Source organism: Geosporobacter subterraneus DSM 17957 (assembly GCF_900142145.1).
Classification (GTDB): domain Bacteria; phylum Bacillota; class Clostridia; order Peptostreptococcales; family Thermotaleaceae; genus Geosporobacter; species Geosporobacter subterraneus.
Map to the genome: position 1 here is coordinate 17849 of NZ_FQZV01000013.1, position 18891 is coordinate 36739.

The 18891-nt window shown below is 41.4% G+C and carries 22 protein-coding genes; 1 reads left to right on the plus strand and 21 read right to left on the minus strand.

The annotated features are described in order from the left end of the window. Positions 1 to 21: 21 nt before the first annotated feature. The 4 genes from trmL to BUB56_RS05655 form a co-directional block, all read right to left on the minus strand. Positions 22 to 492 carry a tRNA (uridine(34)/cytosine(34)/5-carboxymethylaminomethyluridine(34)-2'-O)-methyltransferase TrmL gene (trmL, locus tag BUB56_RS05640; protein ID WP_110940398.1) on the minus strand — a complete coding sequence of 157 codons (471 nt, stop codon included), beginning with the start codon at positions 490 to 492 and terminating at the stop codon, positions 22 to 24. Positions 493 to 497: 5 nt separating this feature from the next. Then, complete coding sequence (locus tag BUB56_RS05645; RefSeq protein WP_110940399.1) at positions 498 to 959, minus strand: chemotaxis protein CheX; 462 nt, start codon at positions 957 to 959, stop codon at positions 498 to 500. Positions 960 to 1283: 324 nt separating this feature from the next. Continuing rightward, complete coding sequence (locus tag BUB56_RS05650; RefSeq protein WP_110940400.1) at positions 1284 to 2213, minus strand: DUF362 domain-containing protein; 930 nt, start codon at positions 2211 to 2213, stop codon at positions 1284 to 1286. Between the two features lie 125 nt (positions 2214 to 2338). Beyond that, complete coding sequence (locus BUB56_RS05655) at positions 2339 to 3496, minus strand: DUF362 domain-containing protein (RefSeq protein WP_278319462.1); 1158 nt, start codon at positions 3494 to 3496, stop codon at positions 2339 to 2341. Between the two features lie 284 nt (positions 3497 to 3780). Here BUB56_RS05655 and BUB56_RS05660 point away from each other — a divergent pair, with 284 nt between their 5' ends. Continuing rightward, on the plus strand, positions 3781 to 4206 hold the full coding sequence (locus tag BUB56_RS05660; protein ID WP_330392567.1) for a transcriptional regulator PerR: 426 nt from the start codon (positions 3781 to 3783) through the stop codon (positions 4204 to 4206). 71 nt (positions 4207 to 4277) lie between these two features. Here the strand turns inward: BUB56_RS05660 and BUB56_RS05665 are convergent, their stop codons facing one another. Genes BUB56_RS05665 through BUB56_RS05745 form a run of 17 tightly spaced genes read right to left on the minus strand, consistent with a single transcriptional unit; the run spans position 4278 to position 18882 of the window. Continuing rightward, complete coding sequence (locus BUB56_RS05665; RefSeq protein WP_110940401.1) at positions 4278 to 4775, minus strand: SEC-C metal-binding domain-containing protein; 498 nt, start codon at positions 4773 to 4775, stop codon at positions 4278 to 4280. A gap of 30 nt (positions 4776 to 4805) precedes the next feature. Then, positions 4806 to 6095: a glutamate-1-semialdehyde 2,1-aminomutase gene (hemL, locus tag BUB56_RS05670; RefSeq protein ID WP_110940402.1), complete on the minus strand. Its 1290-nt coding sequence runs from the start codon at positions 6093 to 6095 to the stop codon at positions 4806 to 4808. 5 nt (positions 6096 to 6100) lie between these two features. After that, a complete protein-coding gene (gene hemB / locus BUB56_RS05675; RefSeq protein ID WP_110940403.1) occupies positions 6101 to 7075 on the minus strand; it encodes a porphobilinogen synthase in 975 nt (324 codons plus the stop codon). Positions 7076 to 7087: 12 nt separating this feature from the next. Beyond that, a complete protein-coding gene (cobA, locus tag BUB56_RS05680; RefSeq protein ID WP_110940404.1) occupies positions 7088 to 8605 on the minus strand; it encodes a uroporphyrinogen-III C-methyltransferase in 1518 nt (505 codons plus the stop codon). A 1-nt stretch (position 8606) separates the two neighbouring features. After that, positions 8607 to 9539 (minus strand): hydroxymethylbilane synthase, encoded by a 933-nt coding sequence (gene hemC / locus BUB56_RS05685; protein ID WP_110940405.1) that lies wholly within the window; start codon positions 9537 to 9539, stop codon positions 8607 to 8609. A 37-nt stretch (positions 9540 to 9576) separates the two neighbouring features. After that, positions 9577 to 10215 carry a precorrin-2 dehydrogenase/sirohydrochlorin ferrochelatase family protein gene (locus tag BUB56_RS05690; protein ID WP_110940406.1) on the minus strand — a complete coding sequence of 213 codons (639 nt, stop codon included), beginning with the start codon at positions 10213 to 10215 and terminating at the stop codon, positions 9577 to 9579. After that, positions 10187 to 10972, minus strand: a complete 786-nt coding sequence (cobK, locus tag BUB56_RS05695; protein WP_110940407.1) for a precorrin-6A reductase — start codon at positions 10970 to 10972, stop codon at positions 10187 to 10189. Before cobK ends, BUB56_RS05690 begins: the two co-directional genes overlap by 29 nt. Continuing rightward, on the minus strand, positions 10969 to 11709 hold the full coding sequence (gene cobJ / locus BUB56_RS05700) for a precorrin-3B C(17)-methyltransferase (protein WP_110940408.1): 741 nt from the start codon (positions 11707 to 11709) through the stop codon (positions 10969 to 10971). Before cobJ ends, cobK begins: the two co-directional genes overlap by 4 nt. A 10-nt stretch (positions 11710 to 11719) precedes the next feature. Further along, positions 11720 to 13000: a glutamyl-tRNA reductase gene (gene hemA, locus BUB56_RS05705; RefSeq protein ID WP_110940409.1), complete on the minus strand. Its 1281-nt coding sequence runs from the start codon at positions 12998 to 13000 to the stop codon at positions 11720 to 11722. Next, positions 12975 to 14045 (minus strand): cobalt-precorrin 5A hydrolase, encoded by a 1071-nt coding sequence (gene cbiG / locus BUB56_RS05710; protein WP_110940410.1) that lies wholly within the window; start codon positions 14043 to 14045, stop codon positions 12975 to 12977. The genes hemA and cbiG overlap by 26 nt, the downstream gene beginning before the upstream one ends. Then, a complete protein-coding gene (gene cobM / locus BUB56_RS05715; protein ID WP_110940411.1) occupies positions 14042 to 14794 on the minus strand; it encodes a precorrin-4 C(11)-methyltransferase in 753 nt (250 codons plus the stop codon). Before cobM ends, cbiG begins: the two co-directional genes overlap by 4 nt. Further along, on the minus strand, positions 14791 to 15501 hold the full coding sequence (gene cobI, locus BUB56_RS05720) for a precorrin-2 C(20)-methyltransferase (protein WP_110940412.1): 711 nt from the start codon (positions 15499 to 15501) through the stop codon (positions 14791 to 14793). Before cobI ends, cobM begins: the two co-directional genes overlap by 4 nt. Next, complete coding sequence (cbiT, locus tag BUB56_RS05725) at positions 15498 to 16118, minus strand: precorrin-6Y C5,15-methyltransferase (decarboxylating) subunit CbiT (protein ID WP_110940413.1); 621 nt, start codon at positions 16116 to 16118, stop codon at positions 15498 to 15500. Before cbiT ends, cobI begins: the two co-directional genes overlap by 4 nt. Beyond that, positions 16093 to 16731 carry a precorrin-6y C5,15-methyltransferase (decarboxylating) subunit CbiE gene (cbiE, locus tag BUB56_RS05730; protein WP_110940414.1) on the minus strand — a complete coding sequence of 213 codons (639 nt, stop codon included), beginning with the start codon at positions 16729 to 16731 and terminating at the stop codon, positions 16093 to 16095. The genes cbiT and cbiE overlap by 26 nt, the downstream gene beginning before the upstream one ends. Next, positions 16724 to 17845, minus strand: coding sequence for a cobalt-precorrin-5B (C(1))-methyltransferase CbiD (gene cbiD / locus BUB56_RS05735; RefSeq protein ID WP_110940415.1), 1122 nt, complete (start codon positions 17843 to 17845; stop codon positions 16724 to 16726). The genes cbiE and cbiD overlap by 8 nt, the downstream gene beginning before the upstream one ends. A 48-nt stretch (positions 17846 to 17893) precedes the next feature. Continuing rightward, positions 17894 to 18511 (minus strand): precorrin-8X methylmutase, encoded by a 618-nt coding sequence (locus tag BUB56_RS05740; RefSeq protein ID WP_110940416.1) that lies wholly within the window; start codon positions 18509 to 18511, stop codon positions 17894 to 17896. Beyond that, on the minus strand, positions 18511 to 18882 hold the full coding sequence (locus tag BUB56_RS05745) for a sirohydrochlorin chelatase (RefSeq protein ID WP_110940417.1): 372 nt from the start codon (positions 18880 to 18882) through the stop codon (positions 18511 to 18513). The genes BUB56_RS05740 and BUB56_RS05745 overlap by 1 nt, the downstream gene beginning before the upstream one ends. Positions 18883 to 18891 lie beyond the last annotated feature (9 nt).

The following is an 18891-nucleotide window of genomic DNA, read 5'->3' on the forward strand; positions in this document are numbered from 1 at the left end:
AAAAGAGAGCTTTTATACTCTCTAAGTTAGATTTTGAAATCCATTTTGCCGTAGGGCTTCGTATAGAATAATATTTACCGAGTTTGAAAGGTTAAGTGACCGTGCCTTTTCATTTTCTACCATGGGAATTCGTATACACTGTTCTTCATGGGCTTTTAATAATTCTGGGGGTAGTCCTGCTGTTTCTTTGCCAAACATGATAAAACACTCGTCCTCGAATTGCACCTCAGTGTAGAACTTTTTTCCTTTCGTTGTGGCGAAGAAAAAAGTAGAAGAGGGGTAACTTTGGAAAAACTCTTCTAAATTTTCGTAAACTTTTAAATTCAACAAATCCCAATAATCCAGACCGGCGCGTTTAACATGCTTATCCTCTATAGAAAAGCCTAAAGGTTTGATTAAATGCAGCTTTGTCCCTGTGGCTGCACAGCTTCTTGCAATATTTCCTGTATTGGGTGGTATTTCAGGCTGAAATAAAACGATATTCAAAGCCATATCCATTACTCCTTTACTGCAATCTCGATTTCTATAACAGCCCCATCACTTATGAGGGGTATACAAAGTGTTTTCAAATGTCCGTTTGACACAGAAAGCTTTTCTCCCGTTAATAGAGTCGGGGGTGTTATATCAATGGTTATACCTTCATTATATAATAGGGTTGCCGTATTTCCCATGATCATATTTCCTAATTCGGAGATTGCACTCTTCGCAATCTCCTCAAAGCTGTCAACGGGCATACCGCCCATCATTCCGGAAGCAATTTTCTTCGCCGTTTCCTCGCCCATATTAATAATCACTTGACCCTTCAAACCACCTGTCACTCCGATCAAGATAGCAACATTTTGCGCCATAAAGGGTGATTCCTTCAAATAAATTTTACCAAGCTCAAATGGAATCATCGCCATTTGCATTAAAATGTCCTTACTCGCCTTTATAAAAGGATTTATGAGTTCTGCTTTCATAACAAGATCCCCCTTAATGATCACTTATGCTCCATATTATGTATCATAGGCGTCAACGTAATCCAATTATTTCCAAATAAACCTTAGAAGCATGTCATTCTGAGCGTTAGCGAAGAATCTTATAAAACATAAGCAAAATTACTTTTGAGTATCAGAATATATCATCTAGCTTAAAGATCCTTCGACTCCGTTTTACTCCGCTCAGGATGACAAATTATGGGTTAAGTTGACGCCTATGTATTATGTATTAAGCTATTATATCATAAATAACTGCAAAGTACATGGGAACTGTCGTTAAATGTCTAATTTTAAGATGAGCAAAAATTATTGATTGCCGTGTATATTCTTAATTCCATCTTTATCTAAGACAATTTCCTGTTGATAGGCCGCCTGACTGAAAATTTTTTCCGCCTCCTGTAGAGATATGCCCCGTAAATCCATTTTTTCTGGTTCTGCAACGCCAAATCCCTCTTGATATAAGTGATACAGATAATGAACTGCCTGGGGCAGGAAGCCCAATAATCGTGCGCCAATGGTATCTGTTGCCACAGGATCGGTCCCTGCTAGAATCAGGGAAGGCGTATCCACTGCTTTTCCATCCGAAGGTCCAGTCCCAATCATTGTCTTATCGGCACTTACGATGGTTAGGTCTATAGGAATTTTTTTTGCCATAGCAGCTATAAACCCATGCAGGTCTTGATGTATCCCTAAGGTTTTTTTGGGAAAGCCGTGAATTTCTGCAGGAGGCCAGCTTAGAGCGATATTTTTTATCCCTGCGCTCATGGTTGCCTCTTCATGTTGTTTTAATTGAGTAAAAGAAATCAGTACATTAATCTCCTCCAATAATTGATTGATTTTCGTGGTTTTGGGATTAGAATGATCAAGATCTAAATTGATATAAGGACCGTAGTTTAAATCTACAAAAACTACCCCTTCTTCCTTAATGACACGATCATATCCAGCATATGCCATCACTTTCGGTGTCGGATCTCCGCCCGATCCTGTGGCTATATAGATTTTTCCAGGCTTTTTCCTCTTTATATATTTGATTAGGGATTTCAGGGTTTTAGGCCCTACTACCGTCCCTGTATTGGGAGACATTGCCTTAACCCAGTTTGGAGTAATGGCAACAATATCTCCTGTTTTTATGATTTCATCGATCGGCAGCATTTCCAAGGCTTTCTGTATGGATTCTTCTTCCCTAGAGCCCTTTGAAATCGCAACGATGGGTTTTTCTACTCTTCTTTTCCGCATACTTCCACCTCAGTATTTGTTTTAAAATAATAAAGACAGAGATTCCCTAAAAACTTCTGTCTTTATTATTGAAGTAAATATCATAAAGTATGCGGTCTTATTTTCCAGTTCTATGTCATTTTCTTTCACCACTTCATCATCTTATCCAGCAGCCAAGGCCTATGGATCCTCACGGCTTTTTTAGGACACAGCTCCTGACAGCAGAAACAGCGTATGCAGTGATCTAAATCTGCCACAGGACGATTTTCTTCCATTCTAATGATTTTAGGCGGGCAGCTCTCTTCACAATCTCTGCAGCCAATACATAGCTCATGAAGAAAAACAGGCTTCGGTTGGAGCAGTTGATTCAACGACCTTTCGATAAACTTTGGCATTTTTCCTTTGAGAAAACTAACACTTTTAATTTTAGGAACTCTAAAATCCTTTTTGATAAATGATGATAATGAACTGCCTAAAATCTCAATATCTTCCAAGGTCCCTGCACAAAGCTGCCGTTCTATAGATCTTGCAATCGTTGGCACCTCATTAGGTACTAGACCAATCAGGGAAGCACCTACAACATCCAGGTGATAGGGACTGGCCGATGCAAGTACTACACCAATATCCCTCGGTGTTCCCGCAGAAGGGCCCTCTCCCTCCATTCCAACGATACCATCCATAAATGAAAGTACGGGATTCGCATATTGACAAATATCTAACAAAGCATCCGAGAAATCTTTTATATCTGGCATTTTAAAATGATATTCCGCTTTTAGCAGTCCTGGGATTATCCCAAACATATTCTTTACTGCACCTGTAAATAGAGCCATTCCATGAGTCTTTAGCTTTGATACTGAAATGACTTTATCTACATCCTCCAATACATTTATTACCGTTAGGGTTTTAAGTAACTTTAGACCTTCACCCTTCACCTCCACATGGCCTATATCATAATTTAAAGCCGCTCCACTGGCTTCAGCGGCAGCCTCCATTCCGCACACTTTGTATACACCCCTCAAATGCTTTTCACTAAAGGGGCCTCCGGGACTGTCCCCTATAATAACAGAGGCGCCATGGGCTATCAGTATTTCTGCCAGAGCCTGTACAAAGGCGGGGTGTGTCGTAGCTGCTTCTTCTGGATTCTTCTTCATCAGTAAATTCGCCTTAAGTAGCACTTTCTCTCCCGGTTGTATATATTTTTCCACGCCGCCAAGCTCCATGAAAGCATTTTGTATGGCATTTCGTAGAATTTCTATTTCGTATGTGCTGCAAGCGATCAAAGCTACCTTTTCCAATTTACTCACCTTCACTTTTTGTTTGAATTCACCATAACCTTAATGTACATATATAATACGCTATATCCCACTCTGTTTCAAGTAGAGATAACGGATAGCCGAAAGCTCTCCACTGGCTCCAATAAAATGATGAGATTCTTCTAAATTTTTAATAGTATGATGATTTTTTAAAAAATATTTAATTAATTTTTGTAATTTTTCGCCCACATTTCACCCAATAATTGACAAAGCAATAACAATTATATATAATCAAGACAACGGGGTACCAGTCAATGAAACCAGGGGGCGATATTTTGAATGATTTTACTCAAACCTTAAGAAATTTAGAAATGAAAGTGACACCGCAGCGATTGGCAATCTATGATGTTTTGAAAAATTCGAAAGAACATCCCAGTGCCGAAACGATTTATAAAAAACTGTCTCCAATTTATCCTACAATGAGCTTAGCCACGGTTTATAAATCTTTAGAAGCCTTCAAAAAGGCTGAATTAGTACAGGAATTAAACGTAGGAGAGTACAGCTTCCGATATGATGCCACTGTGTCGCCTCATCCTCACATTATTTGTACAGAATGTCATAAGGTAGAAGATCTAGCGGAGCACATCTTTTCTGATCTGATAGAAAAGGTTTTACAATATACCAACTATTCTGTCACTAAACAACAATTATATTTTTATGGGAAATGTCCTCAATGTAATGAAAGCGTAGAAGCAGTTTAACTGCTTCAGGCTGTTGATAAACATAATTTACCAACAGCCTAAAAACCCACCTAACGGTGGGATTTTTGCTGTTATTTGCCGCAGCACTTCTTATATTTCTTTCCGCTTCCGCAAGTACAAGGATCATTACGTCCGATCCGTTCCTCTTTTACAACGATTTTAGATCGTTTTTGCTCTTTCTCGATTTCTTTTCTTCTTTCAGGACTGAGTATCTGATCCCATTGAGGCAATGTATATAAATAATCTGCCTTTGCTGCCAGCATATTGTAGTAAAGCTTTTCTAAATCCATCTCAAATCGTATATTGCTGTCTTCCGTCAGTTCTTCCAAAGACAAAGATTCTTTCAGACTGTCATTGATTCCATCAAGAAAGCCCATAAAAAATACATTGGAGGTATCAAAGCCCTCCGCAAGAACCTTGATCTGTCCTTCTACTGCCTCATAAGGCTTATTCAATAGTGTATCGTAGATATGCTTCTCAGTACTGCAAAACTCTTTCCAAAAGTTTGCTTCTGCCTCTCGGGTTTCATGATCAAAGGCTGTTTCTCTCCAAGTTTCAAATAAACTCATTTCTACTCTCCTTTTAAAAAAAATTATCGTTTACAGAATGGTCTTTAATGCCTCATAGCTCTGTTCAATCGTGAAAATAATGTCCTCTTTCCTATGGGCTGCTGAAACAAAGGCAGCTTCAAATTGGGAAGGTGCCAGATAAATACCACGCTTCAGCATCTCCTCAAAATATCGGGCAAATATACGGGTATCGCTGCTGATAGCAGTATGATAATCAACAACCTGCTGGCTAGTAAAAAACATGCATAGCATGGATCCTACCCGATTCAAAGAAGCGGCTATCCCTAGCTTCATAGCATTCTCCCGCAAGCCTTCAGCCAGAAGCTTTGATTTTTCCTCAAGTTCAGTATAAATACAAGGATTGTCTCTCAGAATCCTTAAGGTAATGAGTCCAGCAGCCATGGCTAATGGATTTCCCGATAATGTACCTGCCTGATAAATAGGTCCTGCCGGTGACATCATAGACATGATTTCTCTTTTACCTCCATAAGCACCTACGGGAAGTCCGCCTCCAATAATCTTTCCGAAACAGGTTATATCCGGTTGAATACCATACAAACTTTGGGCGCCATGATAGGAAACACGAAAACCTGTCATCACTTCATCAAAAATCAAAAGTGTTCCATATTTTGTTGTTATTATTCTCAAAAAATCCATAAATTCCTGCGAAGCCGGCACTACCCCCATATTCCCCGCTATAGGTTCAACAATAACAGCCGCGATTTGCTCACCATATTTTTGAAATATCTCCTTCATTCCTGCTATATCATTAAAGTTAGCCGTAAGTGTATTTTGCGCAATATCTGCCGGCACACCCGGACTATCGGGCACTCCATGGGTCAAAGCCCCAGAACCGGCCTTGATCAACAAGCTATCGGAATGGCCATGATAGTTACCCTCAAACTTTACAATCATATCTCTACCGGTATAGCCTCTTGCCAGACGAAGGGCACTCATAGTAGCTTCAGTACCCGAGTTAACCATTCTTACCATTTCAACGGAGGGAACTGCTTCGCAAACCATACGGGCCAGTTCTGTTTCAATTTCTGTAGGGGCTCCATAGCTGGTTCCCCTATTAATAGCTTCCTTCAACGCACATACAACCTCTGGATGACTATGTCCCAAGATCAGTGGTCCCCAAGATCCCACATAGTCAATGTAACTGTTGTCATCTACGTCGATAATTCTGCTTCCCTTCCCCTCTCTAATAAAGGGTGGGTTTACGGATACAGATCGAAAGGCTCTTACAGGACTATTCACCCCTCCGGGAATTACCTGTTTCGCCGCTTCAAACAACTGTCTAGATCTCTCCAGATTCATTGTCCTTACTCCCCCTTAATCCATCGGGCAGCTTCCTTAGCATAGTAAGTGATGATAATCCCCGCACCGGCCCTTTTGATAGCTGTCAGCATTTCAAGGGCTGTGGCCTTTTCGTCAATATAACCCTTTTCTGCCGCCGCTTTCAACATTGCATATTCACCACTGACATTGTAGGCAGCTAATGGAACGTTGAAGTAATCCTTCGCCCTTCGTATAATATCTAAATAGGCTAGGGCAGGTTTTACCATGATAAAATCAGCACCCTCTTGAAGATCTAAGCTTATTTCTCTTAATGCCTCATCACTGTTTCCAGGATCCATCTGATAGGTCTTACGGTCTCCAAACTGTGGCGCCGAGTTGGCTGCAGCACGAAAAGGACCATAAAAAGCAGAGGCATATTTTGCACTATAAGACATAATCGATACTTCCGTATAGCCATTTTCATCCAGAGTACTTCTGATCGCAGCGATTCTTCCATCCATCATATCGGAAGGAGCAACGATATCCGCCCCTGCCTTCGCATGAGACAACGCTATTTCAGCAATGATTTGAGCAGACACATCGTTTGCAACATAGCTTTCCTCAATCACGCCGCAGTGACCGTGGTCAGTATATTGGCACATGCATACATCGGTAATAACTAAAAGCGCTGGATTAATCCTTTTAATCTCTCTAACGGCTCTTTGCACAACACCCTGATCGTAGTATGCCTGACTTGCTCTGCTGTCCTTATGTTCGGGCAGCCCGAACAATAGAACCGCCTTAATGCCTAGTTCACTGATTTCCTCAATCTCTTCCTTTAGCTGATCCACAGAGTAGTGATAATTACCGGGCATACTGGATATCTCACTTTTAATATTCTCTCCTTCCACAACAAAAAGAGGATATACAAAATCATCTACATGTAATACGGTTTCTCTTACCAAGCTTCTCATCGCCCCACTAACCCGTAATCTTCTCGGTCTGTTTACCAACGTCATATTTCCCACCCCTTATCTTTGATAATATTCCCGAATTGCAGTAACAAGCCCATCAATCGTATATTCCCCTGCCATGATGTCTATATTCAATCCTGAGGCTTTAGCAGTTTCCTCAGTAATGGGCCCGATAACAGCTATTTTTTTTGTACTCAGCATCCCTATGTTTTCTTCCCCAAGGATTTGGATAAAATTTCGAACTGTAGAAGAACTGGTAAAGGTGATTACATCGATGTCCTCATTTTTCAGAAATTCCAGCAATAGACCTCTATTTTGCTCCGGAATCACGGTTCTGTAAACATGTACGTTATCAACCTTTGCCCCTAATCTTTCTAACTCTGTAATGAGCAATTCTCTGGCGATATCTGCCCTTGGCAGCAGTACCTGATCTCCTGCTTTTATTTTTTCAGCCAATCCTTCAATAATGCCCTCTGCCCTATACTCCTCCGGTATATATTCAATAGCAAAACCCATATCCTCCAGTACCTTCGCCGTAGCCGGCCCAATGGCACAAAGTTTTGCTCCATGTAATAAACGAATATCAAAACGAAGCTTCTTCATCCGGTCGAAGAAGGCCTGCACCCCATTTACACTGGTAAATACAATCCATTGATATTTTTTTATTTCCCCGATAGCCTTATCTATTTCATCGTAATGGTCGGGTCTTTCAATCTTAATGGTAGGAAATTCTATAGCTTCTCCGCCTAAGGCTTCTATTCGTTTGGAAAGGGAGCTGGCTTGGTCTCTCGTTCTCGTTACAAGGACCCGCTTTCCAAATAAGGGTTTATTCTCAAACCACTGAAGCATAGGGGAAAGAGAAACTACTTCACCTACAATAATGATAGATGGATTGCTGATCTCATTGGCCAATACCTTTTCCTCAATATTCCCTAGAGTACCTGCCACCATTCTCTGATGCTGGGTTGTTCCATGCATAATTACAGCCACAGGTCTATTTTCATCCTGCCCAAAACCAATGAGATTTTTGCAGATTTTCCCTAAATTGTTTACTCCCATTAGGAAGATTAGAGTACCTTCAACCTTTGCCAACGCCTCATAATCAATAACATTCTCATCCTTTGTCGGGTCTTCGTGACCCGTAATCACATGAAAGGAAGAACTTACATTTCTATGGGTTACAGGAATCCCTGCATAGGCTGGCACAGCAATAGCCGAAGTAACTCCAGGAACTACTTCAAATTCTATTTGATTTTTAATCAGTTCTAGGATTTCCTCGCCGCCTCTGCCAAAAACAAAGGGATCTCCACCCTTTAATCTAGCTACAGTTTTTCCCTCTAAAGCTTTTTGTACCAGCAGTTGATTAATTTCCTCCTGACTGTACGCATGATTTGTTGGAGCTTTTCCAACAAAAATTCGTTCCGCGTCTTCCCTTGCAAAGCAAAGTAATTTTTCGCTGGCTAACCGGTCATATAGTATAACATCTGATTCTTGAATACACTCTAGTCCCTTTACAGTAATAAGCTTATAATCTCCAGGCCCTGCACCAATAAGAAAAACCTTTCCCCTTGCCATGCTATTCACCTACCTCTATATTCTTCAGTATTTTTTCAGCACCGTTAACCATACTTTCTTTTGCTGCCCTGCTGCCTAATTCCCAGTATTCATGCTCCGGGCTGTCTAAGCTTAACCGGATTACCTCGTTGCCTGCTGGGGATGCTACCACCGTTTCCATATGGAGCATACCTTCTATAGATTGGGCATAAGCTCCAATGGGTACATGACATCCCCCCTTCAGTGCAGCCATAAAGCTTCTCTCGGCCTTTACAGCGGTTTCCACCCGCGGATTATTTAGTACCTGAACGACTTCTGCAATAAAGACGTCATTCTGGCGTATTTGTATACCAAGGGCACCCTGGCCTACCGCCGGAGTACATATTTCCGTGGAAATATACTCTGTAATCTGGTTCTCCCAGCCCATTCTGAGCACTCCTGCTGCAGCTAAAATAACTCCATCTAACTGAAGACCCTCTATTTTTCCAATTCTAGTGGCGATATTTCCGCGAATAGGCTCAATCTTCAAGTCGGGGCGATAAGCCAGCAATTGTGCCGCTCTTCGCAAACTGCTGGTTCCAATTCTAGCCCCCTTAGGTAAATCCTTTAGCGCTGCTCCATTTTTACTAATCAATACATCCCGCACATCTTCCCGATCAGATATGGCGCCAATCGTCAATTCCGGTGTCATTTCCGTAGGAACATCCTTCATACTATGTACAGCCATATCAATCTCATTTTGCAGTAAAGCTGTTTCGATTTCCTTTACAAAAAGTCCCTTTCCACCAATTTTATCCAGGGTCTTATCTAATATTTTATCCCCAATTGTCTTTATTTTTACTACTTCAAAGGTAATATGAGGAAAATTTTCTTTTAATCGGTCAATTACCCAATAGGTCTGAGTCAATGCTAATTCACTGGCTCTGGAGCCTACAATCACTTTCTTTCTATCCATATATTTCACCTTTTCCCTATATGATCACGGCTTGCATTTAGCGCATCCTTTTGTAGATCTCCTCAATCTTCTCTCTTAAACTCTTGGATTCTCCCTCTGAATGCTGCTGCAATATATCACTATATACTACAGCTTCGAAAATTTGTCTTCTTTTCTCGATATCCTCTATTTCGTTTAAAACTCTTTCCCTCAATTCTCCTAATAGATCAACAAACTCCTCGTATTCTTGTCCATACCTTTTTTCTAATTCTTCACGAATGCGACGGGATAACATGGGACTTTTCCCATTGGTAGATACCATAACTGATAAATCGCCACGCTGTATAGAAGCAGGAACAATAAAGTCACATAAGTGAGGTGAATCTACGATATTGATAGGAACCCCTCTCTGCCGGGCTTCCTGATAACATAGGCGGTTTACATCCGAATCATTGGTTGCCACATATACTAAGCAGCTGTTATCCAGATCTCCCCATTGATATGGGCGGGATACCCAAAGAATCTGTTTATCTTCAGCAAGCTTTGCCAGTATACTGGTCAGTCTCGGACCTACGATCCTGACCTTCGCTTTATATTCCAGTAAGGATATGGCTTTTCTTTCTGCCACTTTTCCACCGCCAATAATGGTACAGCATTTATCTTCCAGATCAATCATGATTGGATAGTATTTTTTCATAAATTTCACTCACCTTACAAACCAAATCTTCCTTATTTTCAAATAGGTTATGATAATTAACCCTTGGTCGTCTCACCATAACAACCTCGCATTCGCAGGCACTGGCAGCAGCTAGCTTATCTAGTGTTCCCCCTAAGTCTCCGCTATCTTTTGTGACAAGGATGCTAATGTTAAACATTTTTATGATTTCCATATTCATGTTTTTAGAAAAAGGGCCCTGCATGGCAACGATATTTCCTGGTTTTATGCCCAAAGTCTCACATTTTTTCAAAACCTCTGCCGTGGGCAGCACTCTTGGATAAAGTCTTTGAACCGGTATCCTGCTTGTAAAAACCTCTAGGGATTTGCTGCCCGTTGTCAGCAGGACGTTTCCTTCAACAGCTGCAAGATAATCTGCTGCTGCCTCCATATGTTCTACCGTTATCAGGATATCTTCGTAGGCGTCGTAAGCGCTTTCATTTCTTTGGTAGCGTAAATAGGGGATTTTTCTATTTTGACAGGCAATCATAGCATTCTGGGATACATCTACTGCATAGGGATGGGTTGCATCAACCACCAGTTGAATTTGCTTTTCTATAATAATCGTCTCCATGTCCTGGGCGGACATTCTTTTCGTAAGAACATCACATCCCTCATAGGCCTCAAGGAGACTTCCACCATATTCTGTAGCCGTGGTTACCAGAAGCGGATATTTTTTTTCTGATATCTGTACAACAATTTCTCGGGCATCCTTTGTGCCGCCGAGGATCATGATCATAGCTTATAGCCCCTTGGTGTAATCATTTTTCCATCCTTAACATAGGTATTGCTGTTTCCGATAATCACAACGGTCAGCATATCGATTTCATGCTGAAGCATATGTTCTAAATCAGTAATTACAATTTCTTCGTCGGCACGTTTTGCATTTTTTACAATTCCTACAGGTGTAGTCTTCGCCTTATATTTCAGGAATATCTCCCGGGCTTCTTCGATTTGATGTACCCGCCCCATACTCTTAGGATTATACAGTGCTGCAATAAAATCTCCGATAGCAGCACATTCCAGCCGCTTTCGGATCAGTTCCCAGTCCGTTAATAAATCACTAAGGGAGATCACCGTAAAGTCATGCATCATCGGTGCCCCGAGGGCAGCTGAAGCGGCACTGGCCGCTGTGATTCCGGGCACAACTTCGATTTCTACGTCGCTTTCTCTTTCATATTTTACCTCAAGCATGATGCCTGCCATTCCGTAGACTCCGGCATCACCACTGCTGATAATGGCAACCTGATGGCCTTCCATGGCTTTATCCAGAGTTAAATTACATCGTTCCACTTCCTTTTTCATGCCGGAGTCAATGACTTCTTTTCCCTCAATCAAGTCACGAATCAAATTGATATAGGTTTTATATCCAATAATCACATCCGCACTTTGTATGGCTTCTATAGCACGAACACTCATATGCTCACGATTACCCGGTCCAATGCCCACCACATATATTTTACCATTTGTATTCATTTTCTTCCCCCTATCTTCTTTTACAGCTGTAATCGTTGATACCAAATAGCTCGCTGGCAACCCTGGCGTAAAGTTCACCCTTTTGGTCCTCTCCAGCCCGCTTTAAGTTGAGTATTGGTTTTTTAATGATCTTTTTCACCAGGCTTCTCATTACAATTTCAATTAATTCCTTATCCTTATCACTGGCCTTCTCCAGTCTCTTGGTCAAACTCTCCAGTTCCTCGGTCAAAACAGACTCTCCAAAGGTTTTAAGTCCCTCAATAGCCGGGAAAACCGGTAAGCAGTGATACCAATTTTCAAATTTGATGCATTCCTCAATGATGATTTCTACTGCAACCTTTGCTGCCTCCATCCTGGATTCCATATTTTCCAATGAAACCTTCTTTAGTGCATCCAATTCATATAAGGACACACCTTTGAGAGAGTTGATCTCCGGATCAACATCCCTTGGTACTGCTATATCCACAATACAAACTCTATTATCTTTAGCATAATATTTTTCAAACTCTTCCCTTTTTAGGACGTAATGAGGGGCACTGGTTGAAGTAATAATGATATCAATCTGTGGTATCATTTTGTATCGGTCATGAAAATCGATCACACCCACCTCAGGATAACGCTTAGATAAATCTATGGCATGACCCTTTGTTCGGTTGGTTACGTAAATCTCTTCTACACCCTTGGCCATAAGGTTTTCTATAGCAATCCTGCTCATCTTTCCTACGCCGATCACCAGTACTTTCTTATGACTCAAATCCTCAAAGATTTGTTCGATAAACTTAACTGCAATAGAACTTATAGAAAGGGAATGTTCCGAGATAGCCGTTTCCCGTTTGATTCTTTTTGCTGTTGTAACCGCTTCTCTGTAGAGCTTATTTAAAATCGCCCCTGTGCTGCCCCGTTCATGAGCAAAGCCGTGGGCATCCCGTACTTGACCCAGAATCTGGTCCTCCCCCAGCACCAAGGATTCTAAACCTGCAGCTAAATAAAATACATGTTTTACTGCCTCATCAGATACATTTACAAAGAAGTATTCCTCCAGGGTGCCCTCTTCCAGCCCAAAAAAACGATAATAAAAACTTTTCAAAGCTTGAACGCCTTTTTTTATATCTGTAACGACAGCAGTAATCTCACTCCGATTACAGGTAGATAATATGACGATTTCCCTAGCATAATGATTATTGTCCAATTGCCCATAGGCACGCTCTAAATCGCTTTTTAAAAAAGCAACCTTTTCTCGAATTTGTAGGGGTGTATTTTTATAATTAATCCCTACAACAACGATTTCCATATACCTCTTCACCCTCTTTAACTACTGCTATAGTAATGCCTTTACAGGCTTTTTTCCCGATGACGACAGATCCTTTTTTGCTGCTGATCAATGCAGCCGGCTCACAAACGGCACCAACGCCAATGGTCTCTTTTACAAAGGAAGAAGCAGCAAATTGATCTTCTATCTTCGATATTTCTTCACGGCTCACGATACATAAGGGAACACCCAAAGCTTCTGCCGCTTCTATCATCCCGGACTCCTCTTTTTTTACATCCACCGTTGCCAGCTGCTTAATACTATTTATAGAAAGACCGGCTTGTTGAAATACCTCGGTAATAACTCCAAGAATTTCATCTTTCTCTTTTCCTTTTCTACAGCCTAAGCCTACAATCAGATTCTTTGGCCTTAGTACCACCTTATCACAAGGTATCAGATGCTGAACCTCATTTTCTGTGATATAAATCAATCCCTTTATATTTACACCATGCATATCCTCTGCCTTCAGCAGGCTTACATTAGATGGCAGCGGCATTGTGATAGGAATACTTGATAAAATACCTACTTCTTCCCCGTTGACTATATGGGCTGTAATTTTTGTAGCTTCTTTAAAATCTTCTATTGTACAGTGATGCAGCATGGCCAAAGTATCAACGGCAATACGGTCATTTACATCGGAGGCAGTGGTAATCACCGGGGTTGCACCAAGAAAATCCGCAATTTCCCTGCTAAGGTTATTGGCTCCGCCAAGGTGACCCGATAGAAGGCTGATCGCAAAAGTTCCTTTTTCATCCATGACAACCACTGCAGGATCTGTTTTTTTATCTCTTAGATAGGGTGCAATAGATCGCACCACAATTCCCGCAGCCATAATAAAAATAAGAGACGTATATTTGGAGAAAATCTCTCCTATGAATACGGTAAAATTACCCTCAATGGGCTTTTCTCTATTTCCATCCCTTAAAAATTTAGCGTGAACAAATAAATCCGATTGGGGAAAACCCTCTGCCAGCTTTCTTCCCAGCGCTGCCCCTCCTGCGGTCAGGGTAACAATGGCTGTTTTCATTCTTTCGCACTCCTAAATTCATGACTAAAATGCTTATCATAAAGCTTCGATTTTTCATAATTATTTCCTAAAAAATCACCAACTAGAATCTGAGCAGTCTTTCCAATATCTGCTTTCTTTACTTTTTCAGCAATATCTTCCAAGGTTCCCAGGACAATCTTCTCATCCTCCCAGGTTGCCTTTTGAATCACGGCAATCGGTGTTGTCATTGGATAATGAGCAGCCAGGCGGCGAACCACTTCTTCAATCATATGTACCGACAGAAATATGCACATAGACGCTTTGTGCTGTGCAAGACTCTCTAGGCTCTCCTTCTCCGGCACTTCTGTTCGTCCTTCCATTCTCGTAAGAATAACCGTCTGGGTAACGCCCGGCAGCGTAAATTCTTTCTTAATCGCTGCTGCTGCACCTACAAAAGAGCTCACCCCTGGAATTACTTCATAGGCTATCCCCTTCTCATCTAAAATATCCATTTGTTCACGAATTGCACCATAGATACTTGGATCTCCTGTATGTACCCTAGCCACAAGCTTACCTGCAGCTTCTCCGGCAGACAGCACTTCTATCACTTCTTCCAATGTCATGGATGCACTATTGTAAACCTCCGCGGTTTCTTTTCTGCAGTCAATAATTCCTTTATTTACCAAAGACCCTGCATAAACGATAACATCTGCCTGTTTTACTATATTTTGTCCCTTAACGGTTATTAGCTCCGGATCTCCTGGTCCTGCCCCAATAAAATATATCATTCCTTTGTCCCCCTCTTCTTCGCTATGATCATGGATAAATAATCTATTTTTTGACCTGTCATTTTCTTCAAATCCCAGGTTATACTTTCATCTGCATGGCCACATTTTGAAATCATCACTGTGTTTTGAAGCAATTGGTGCTTATCCAATTTCTCTACGGTATCTTCAAAGCCTCTGGAAGGTTTCATTAAAATAACATTGTCCCCATAGGTTAAGAGTTCATCCATATGATCACATTTGTATGCAGCGGGAATAATGGCAATGGTTTCTTCCCCTTCTGATAAAGGTATTCCCAACCGGCTGGCAGCAGCGCAAAAGGAAGGTATTCCCGGTACAGTTTCCACTTCTATTCCCTGGGCTTTTATCCGCCGCATTACATATATATAGGTACTGTAAATCATTGGATCTCCCAGAGTAATAAAGGCAACATCTTTTCCTTGCTTTAAAAATAACATGATCTCTTCCATGTTTTGATTCCAAGTGCTGTCTAAAGCATCTGCATCATAGGTCATAGGGAAAACCTGAAACTTCACCTTATCCTGCTGCTCCACATGCTCTTTAATAATCTTGTATGCCACACTTCCTTTGCCACTGATCGTTTCCGGTGCGATGATAATATCCGCTTTATTTAGAACCTTTACTGCCTTTACAGTGACTAATTCAGGGTCACCTGGCCCTACACCTAAACCATAGAATTTTCCATTCATCTTTCTTCCTCCTGTTCCGACGACTGCCCCTTGGTGCCAGATATAACATAGATTGGGTTTAAGGCCTCCATCAACGTATATTTACCCAACTGCTTTCCTCTTGCAGTTTGTAGGGAAATTACTTCAATATCCTGATAACCGCATTCCTTCATATATTGTGTAGCTTCATAGAGTGTTTCTATGGTCACCGCATTCACCACCACAATCCCCATATCCGGCAGCTTCTGATAGCATAACGCTAATATTTCCTCTAATTCTCCACCGCTGCCCCCCACAATAGCACGATCAAAGAAATCGATTGTATGGAGTAATGCTGCACCATTGCCATGCAGAATATCCAATTCCACCTGAAAACGCTGCTGATTCTGCCGGATGAGCTGAATCCCTTCCTCATTTCTCTCGATAGCAACCACTTTCCCGAGTCTGCATATGTGAGCAGCTTCAATGGCAATAGAGCCGGTTCCCGCACCTATATCTACTACTATGGAATCCTCCTGCAGCCTTAACTTGGAAATGGTTACCGCCCGCACTTCTTCCTTCGTCATAGGCACTTTTCCCCGTATAAAATATTGATCCGGAATACCTGGGGTTTTATATTTCCACACGATCTTCTCCATCTTTTATCACCACCACTGACATATTCAAATCCTGCAGTTCTAAAACCTGCCTTGGCTTTCCCTCAAAAATCATTTCATTTTCATAGGATAAATTTGATCCTACCACCATGGTTTTATCTGCAAGGCCATGTTCGATCAGCATACTGGCAATCCTCTTTGGAGAGTTTATGGGGTCAGTCAATAAGATAACTTTTTCATAGTTTTTTACTGTTTCTATCATATCAAAGCTTCGTCCATGAAGGCTCCCAACAAAAGCATCCTGCCAAGGCTCACCGATTCGCGCCATTAAATATTGAAAGGAGCTGATTCCTGGTATTACAACCATTTCCGAAGACGTAAAATGCTGTTTTAAGCTCTTCAGCATGCTGTAAAAGCCTGTATCTCCAGATAACAAAAATGCAATCTTCTTCTCTTTGCGCTGTTCTTTCGCGTAGGCGATTATGCTCTCCAAATCAGCACCAATATAAACCTTTTCTTTATTCAAGGATTCAAAATACTGAAGGTTTCTTCTGCCTCCGATCAAAACATCACTATCAAGAATTTTCTCAGTAGTAATCGGCAGAACATATTCCAGGCTTCCAGGACCCATTCCTAATACATAGATTTTATGCATACTTGAACGCCTCCAGCATTTTTTTTCCCTTTTTCCCTACTCCTAAAATTCTTTTATCCATAGAAAACATGATAACGCCAACCTCCAATTGATTGTAGACGTGCTGGGCACTTTTCTCCTCCGCCTTATCACATAGGATTTCATAAACCGATTCATATCCATTATCCTCAATCAGTGATAGGGCAGCCTCTGTAGTTACACAATCAAACAGCTCTGTAATCAAGGACTGCGGCGCTCCCAGCAAAGCTAAGTTTCCAGCTAATATTTCAATTCGGGCATCGGCAACCTTACTGTGGGTGTGGAAAATCCCTGCGGCTAATTTGACAAATTTGCCGATATGGCCGATCATCAAAACCTTTCGAACACCATATTCCACACATTTTTCCAGCATAAAACCTACAAAGTTACTGGTCTTGATGACTTTATCCTTTGAAATCCCATAGCACGCATAAGCTAAATCCCTTCCATGATTTCCCGGTACCAGTATCACCTGATCTAATCCATCCTGTACCGCCATTTTCAGCTCTATGGCAAGAGACTCTTTAAAAGCTTCCTCTGACATGGGTTCTACAATTCCAGTAGTTCCTAAAATAGAGATTCCCCCAATGATGCCTAATCTGGGATTAAAGGTTTTTTGTGCAACAGCTTCTCCTTCCGGTGCAAAGATGGTCACAACAGCACCTTTACCCTTCGGCAGCACAGAAGAAACTTCTTTTTGGATCATTGCTCTGGGAACAGGGTTAATAGCCGGTTCTCCTGGAGGTATCTGGAGCCCCGGCTTGGTGACTGTACCTACGCCTATACCTCCTTTGAGCAATATCTCCGGCTGGTCGGTTATCTCTACGGAAGCGCCAATGAGCATCCCATGGGTGTTGTCCGGATCATCCCCTCCATCTTTTTTTATTGTACAGAGGGCCCTATGCTCCGCAATTTCCCAGGTTTCTATTGTAAGCTCCAGATTCCAACCTTTTGGCGTATCAATTTGAACCCTCTTGATCGGTTGGCCCTCTAAAGCCATAATAGCAGCAGCTTTTGCTGCTGCTGCTGCACAGGATCCGGTGGTATATCCGTATCGCATTTTTTTTCCATCTTTTACTATATATTGATCTAACATATGCATACCTTCTTTTTTGGGGTATTCAATTACTTGTTCTCAATAATTCTACAGCATGTAAAGCAATGCATTGATAATAGCAGCTCCAACTGTACTGCCGCCCTTGCGGCCTCGGGTAATAATATAGGGTACATTCATGCTCTCAAATTCTTCCTTAGACTCTGCAGCTCCTACAAAACCTACGGGAACCCCTACGACTAAAGCCGGGCGGATTTTCCCTTCTTCGATATAGCGCTTTAGTTCAAATAGGGCAGTGGGCGCATTTCCAATTACAAATATTTCATTTTTTTTATCTTCTATAGCTTTTTCCATGGATACCATAGCCCGGGTTATGCCTTTTTCCTTTGCCTTTTTTGCCACATCCGCATCTCCAATATAACAATGAACCTCCCCGCCAAGTTCTCCAAGCTTTGTTTTATTGATCCCGGCCTTAGCCATTTGGGTGTCCGTTACAATGTTAGCGCCTCTGCGCAAAGCCTCTTTGGCACTTTCAATAGCACCGGGAGAGATTACCGTAATGTCAGCGTATTGAAAGTCGGCAGTTGTATGTATGATTCGCTTAACAATCTTTCCAATCTCCTCAGGAAAGGTTTTATCCCCGAGTTCCTCTGTAATGATTTCAAAGCTCTTTTCTTCAATGAGATGGGGCACCTTGATATACTCCATTAGCCTTCAATAGCCTCCTTTGCTCTTTCATCAATGATAGCTGCAATTCTTGGATCAGCGCCAATATGTCCCGCCATAATAAATTCTACCTTTGGATATTTCTCTTTTAATTGCTCTAGTTGTTCTGGAATGTCAAATTTAACATGATTTCCTAGGAATATAAACATTGGAACAATGACGATTCTTTCCGCCCCCTGCTGAATAAGGGCTTCAATTCCCTCCTCAAAGCTTGGCTTTGAAATCTGTAAGGACCCCATGCCTATAAATTCAAATTTACTAATTTTTTTCACCTGCTCAACAATTTGAAAGAATATTTCATCTGCCTCTTGGGCTTGACTGCCATGACCTAAAACAAATAATGCATTCTTCATTTTACATCC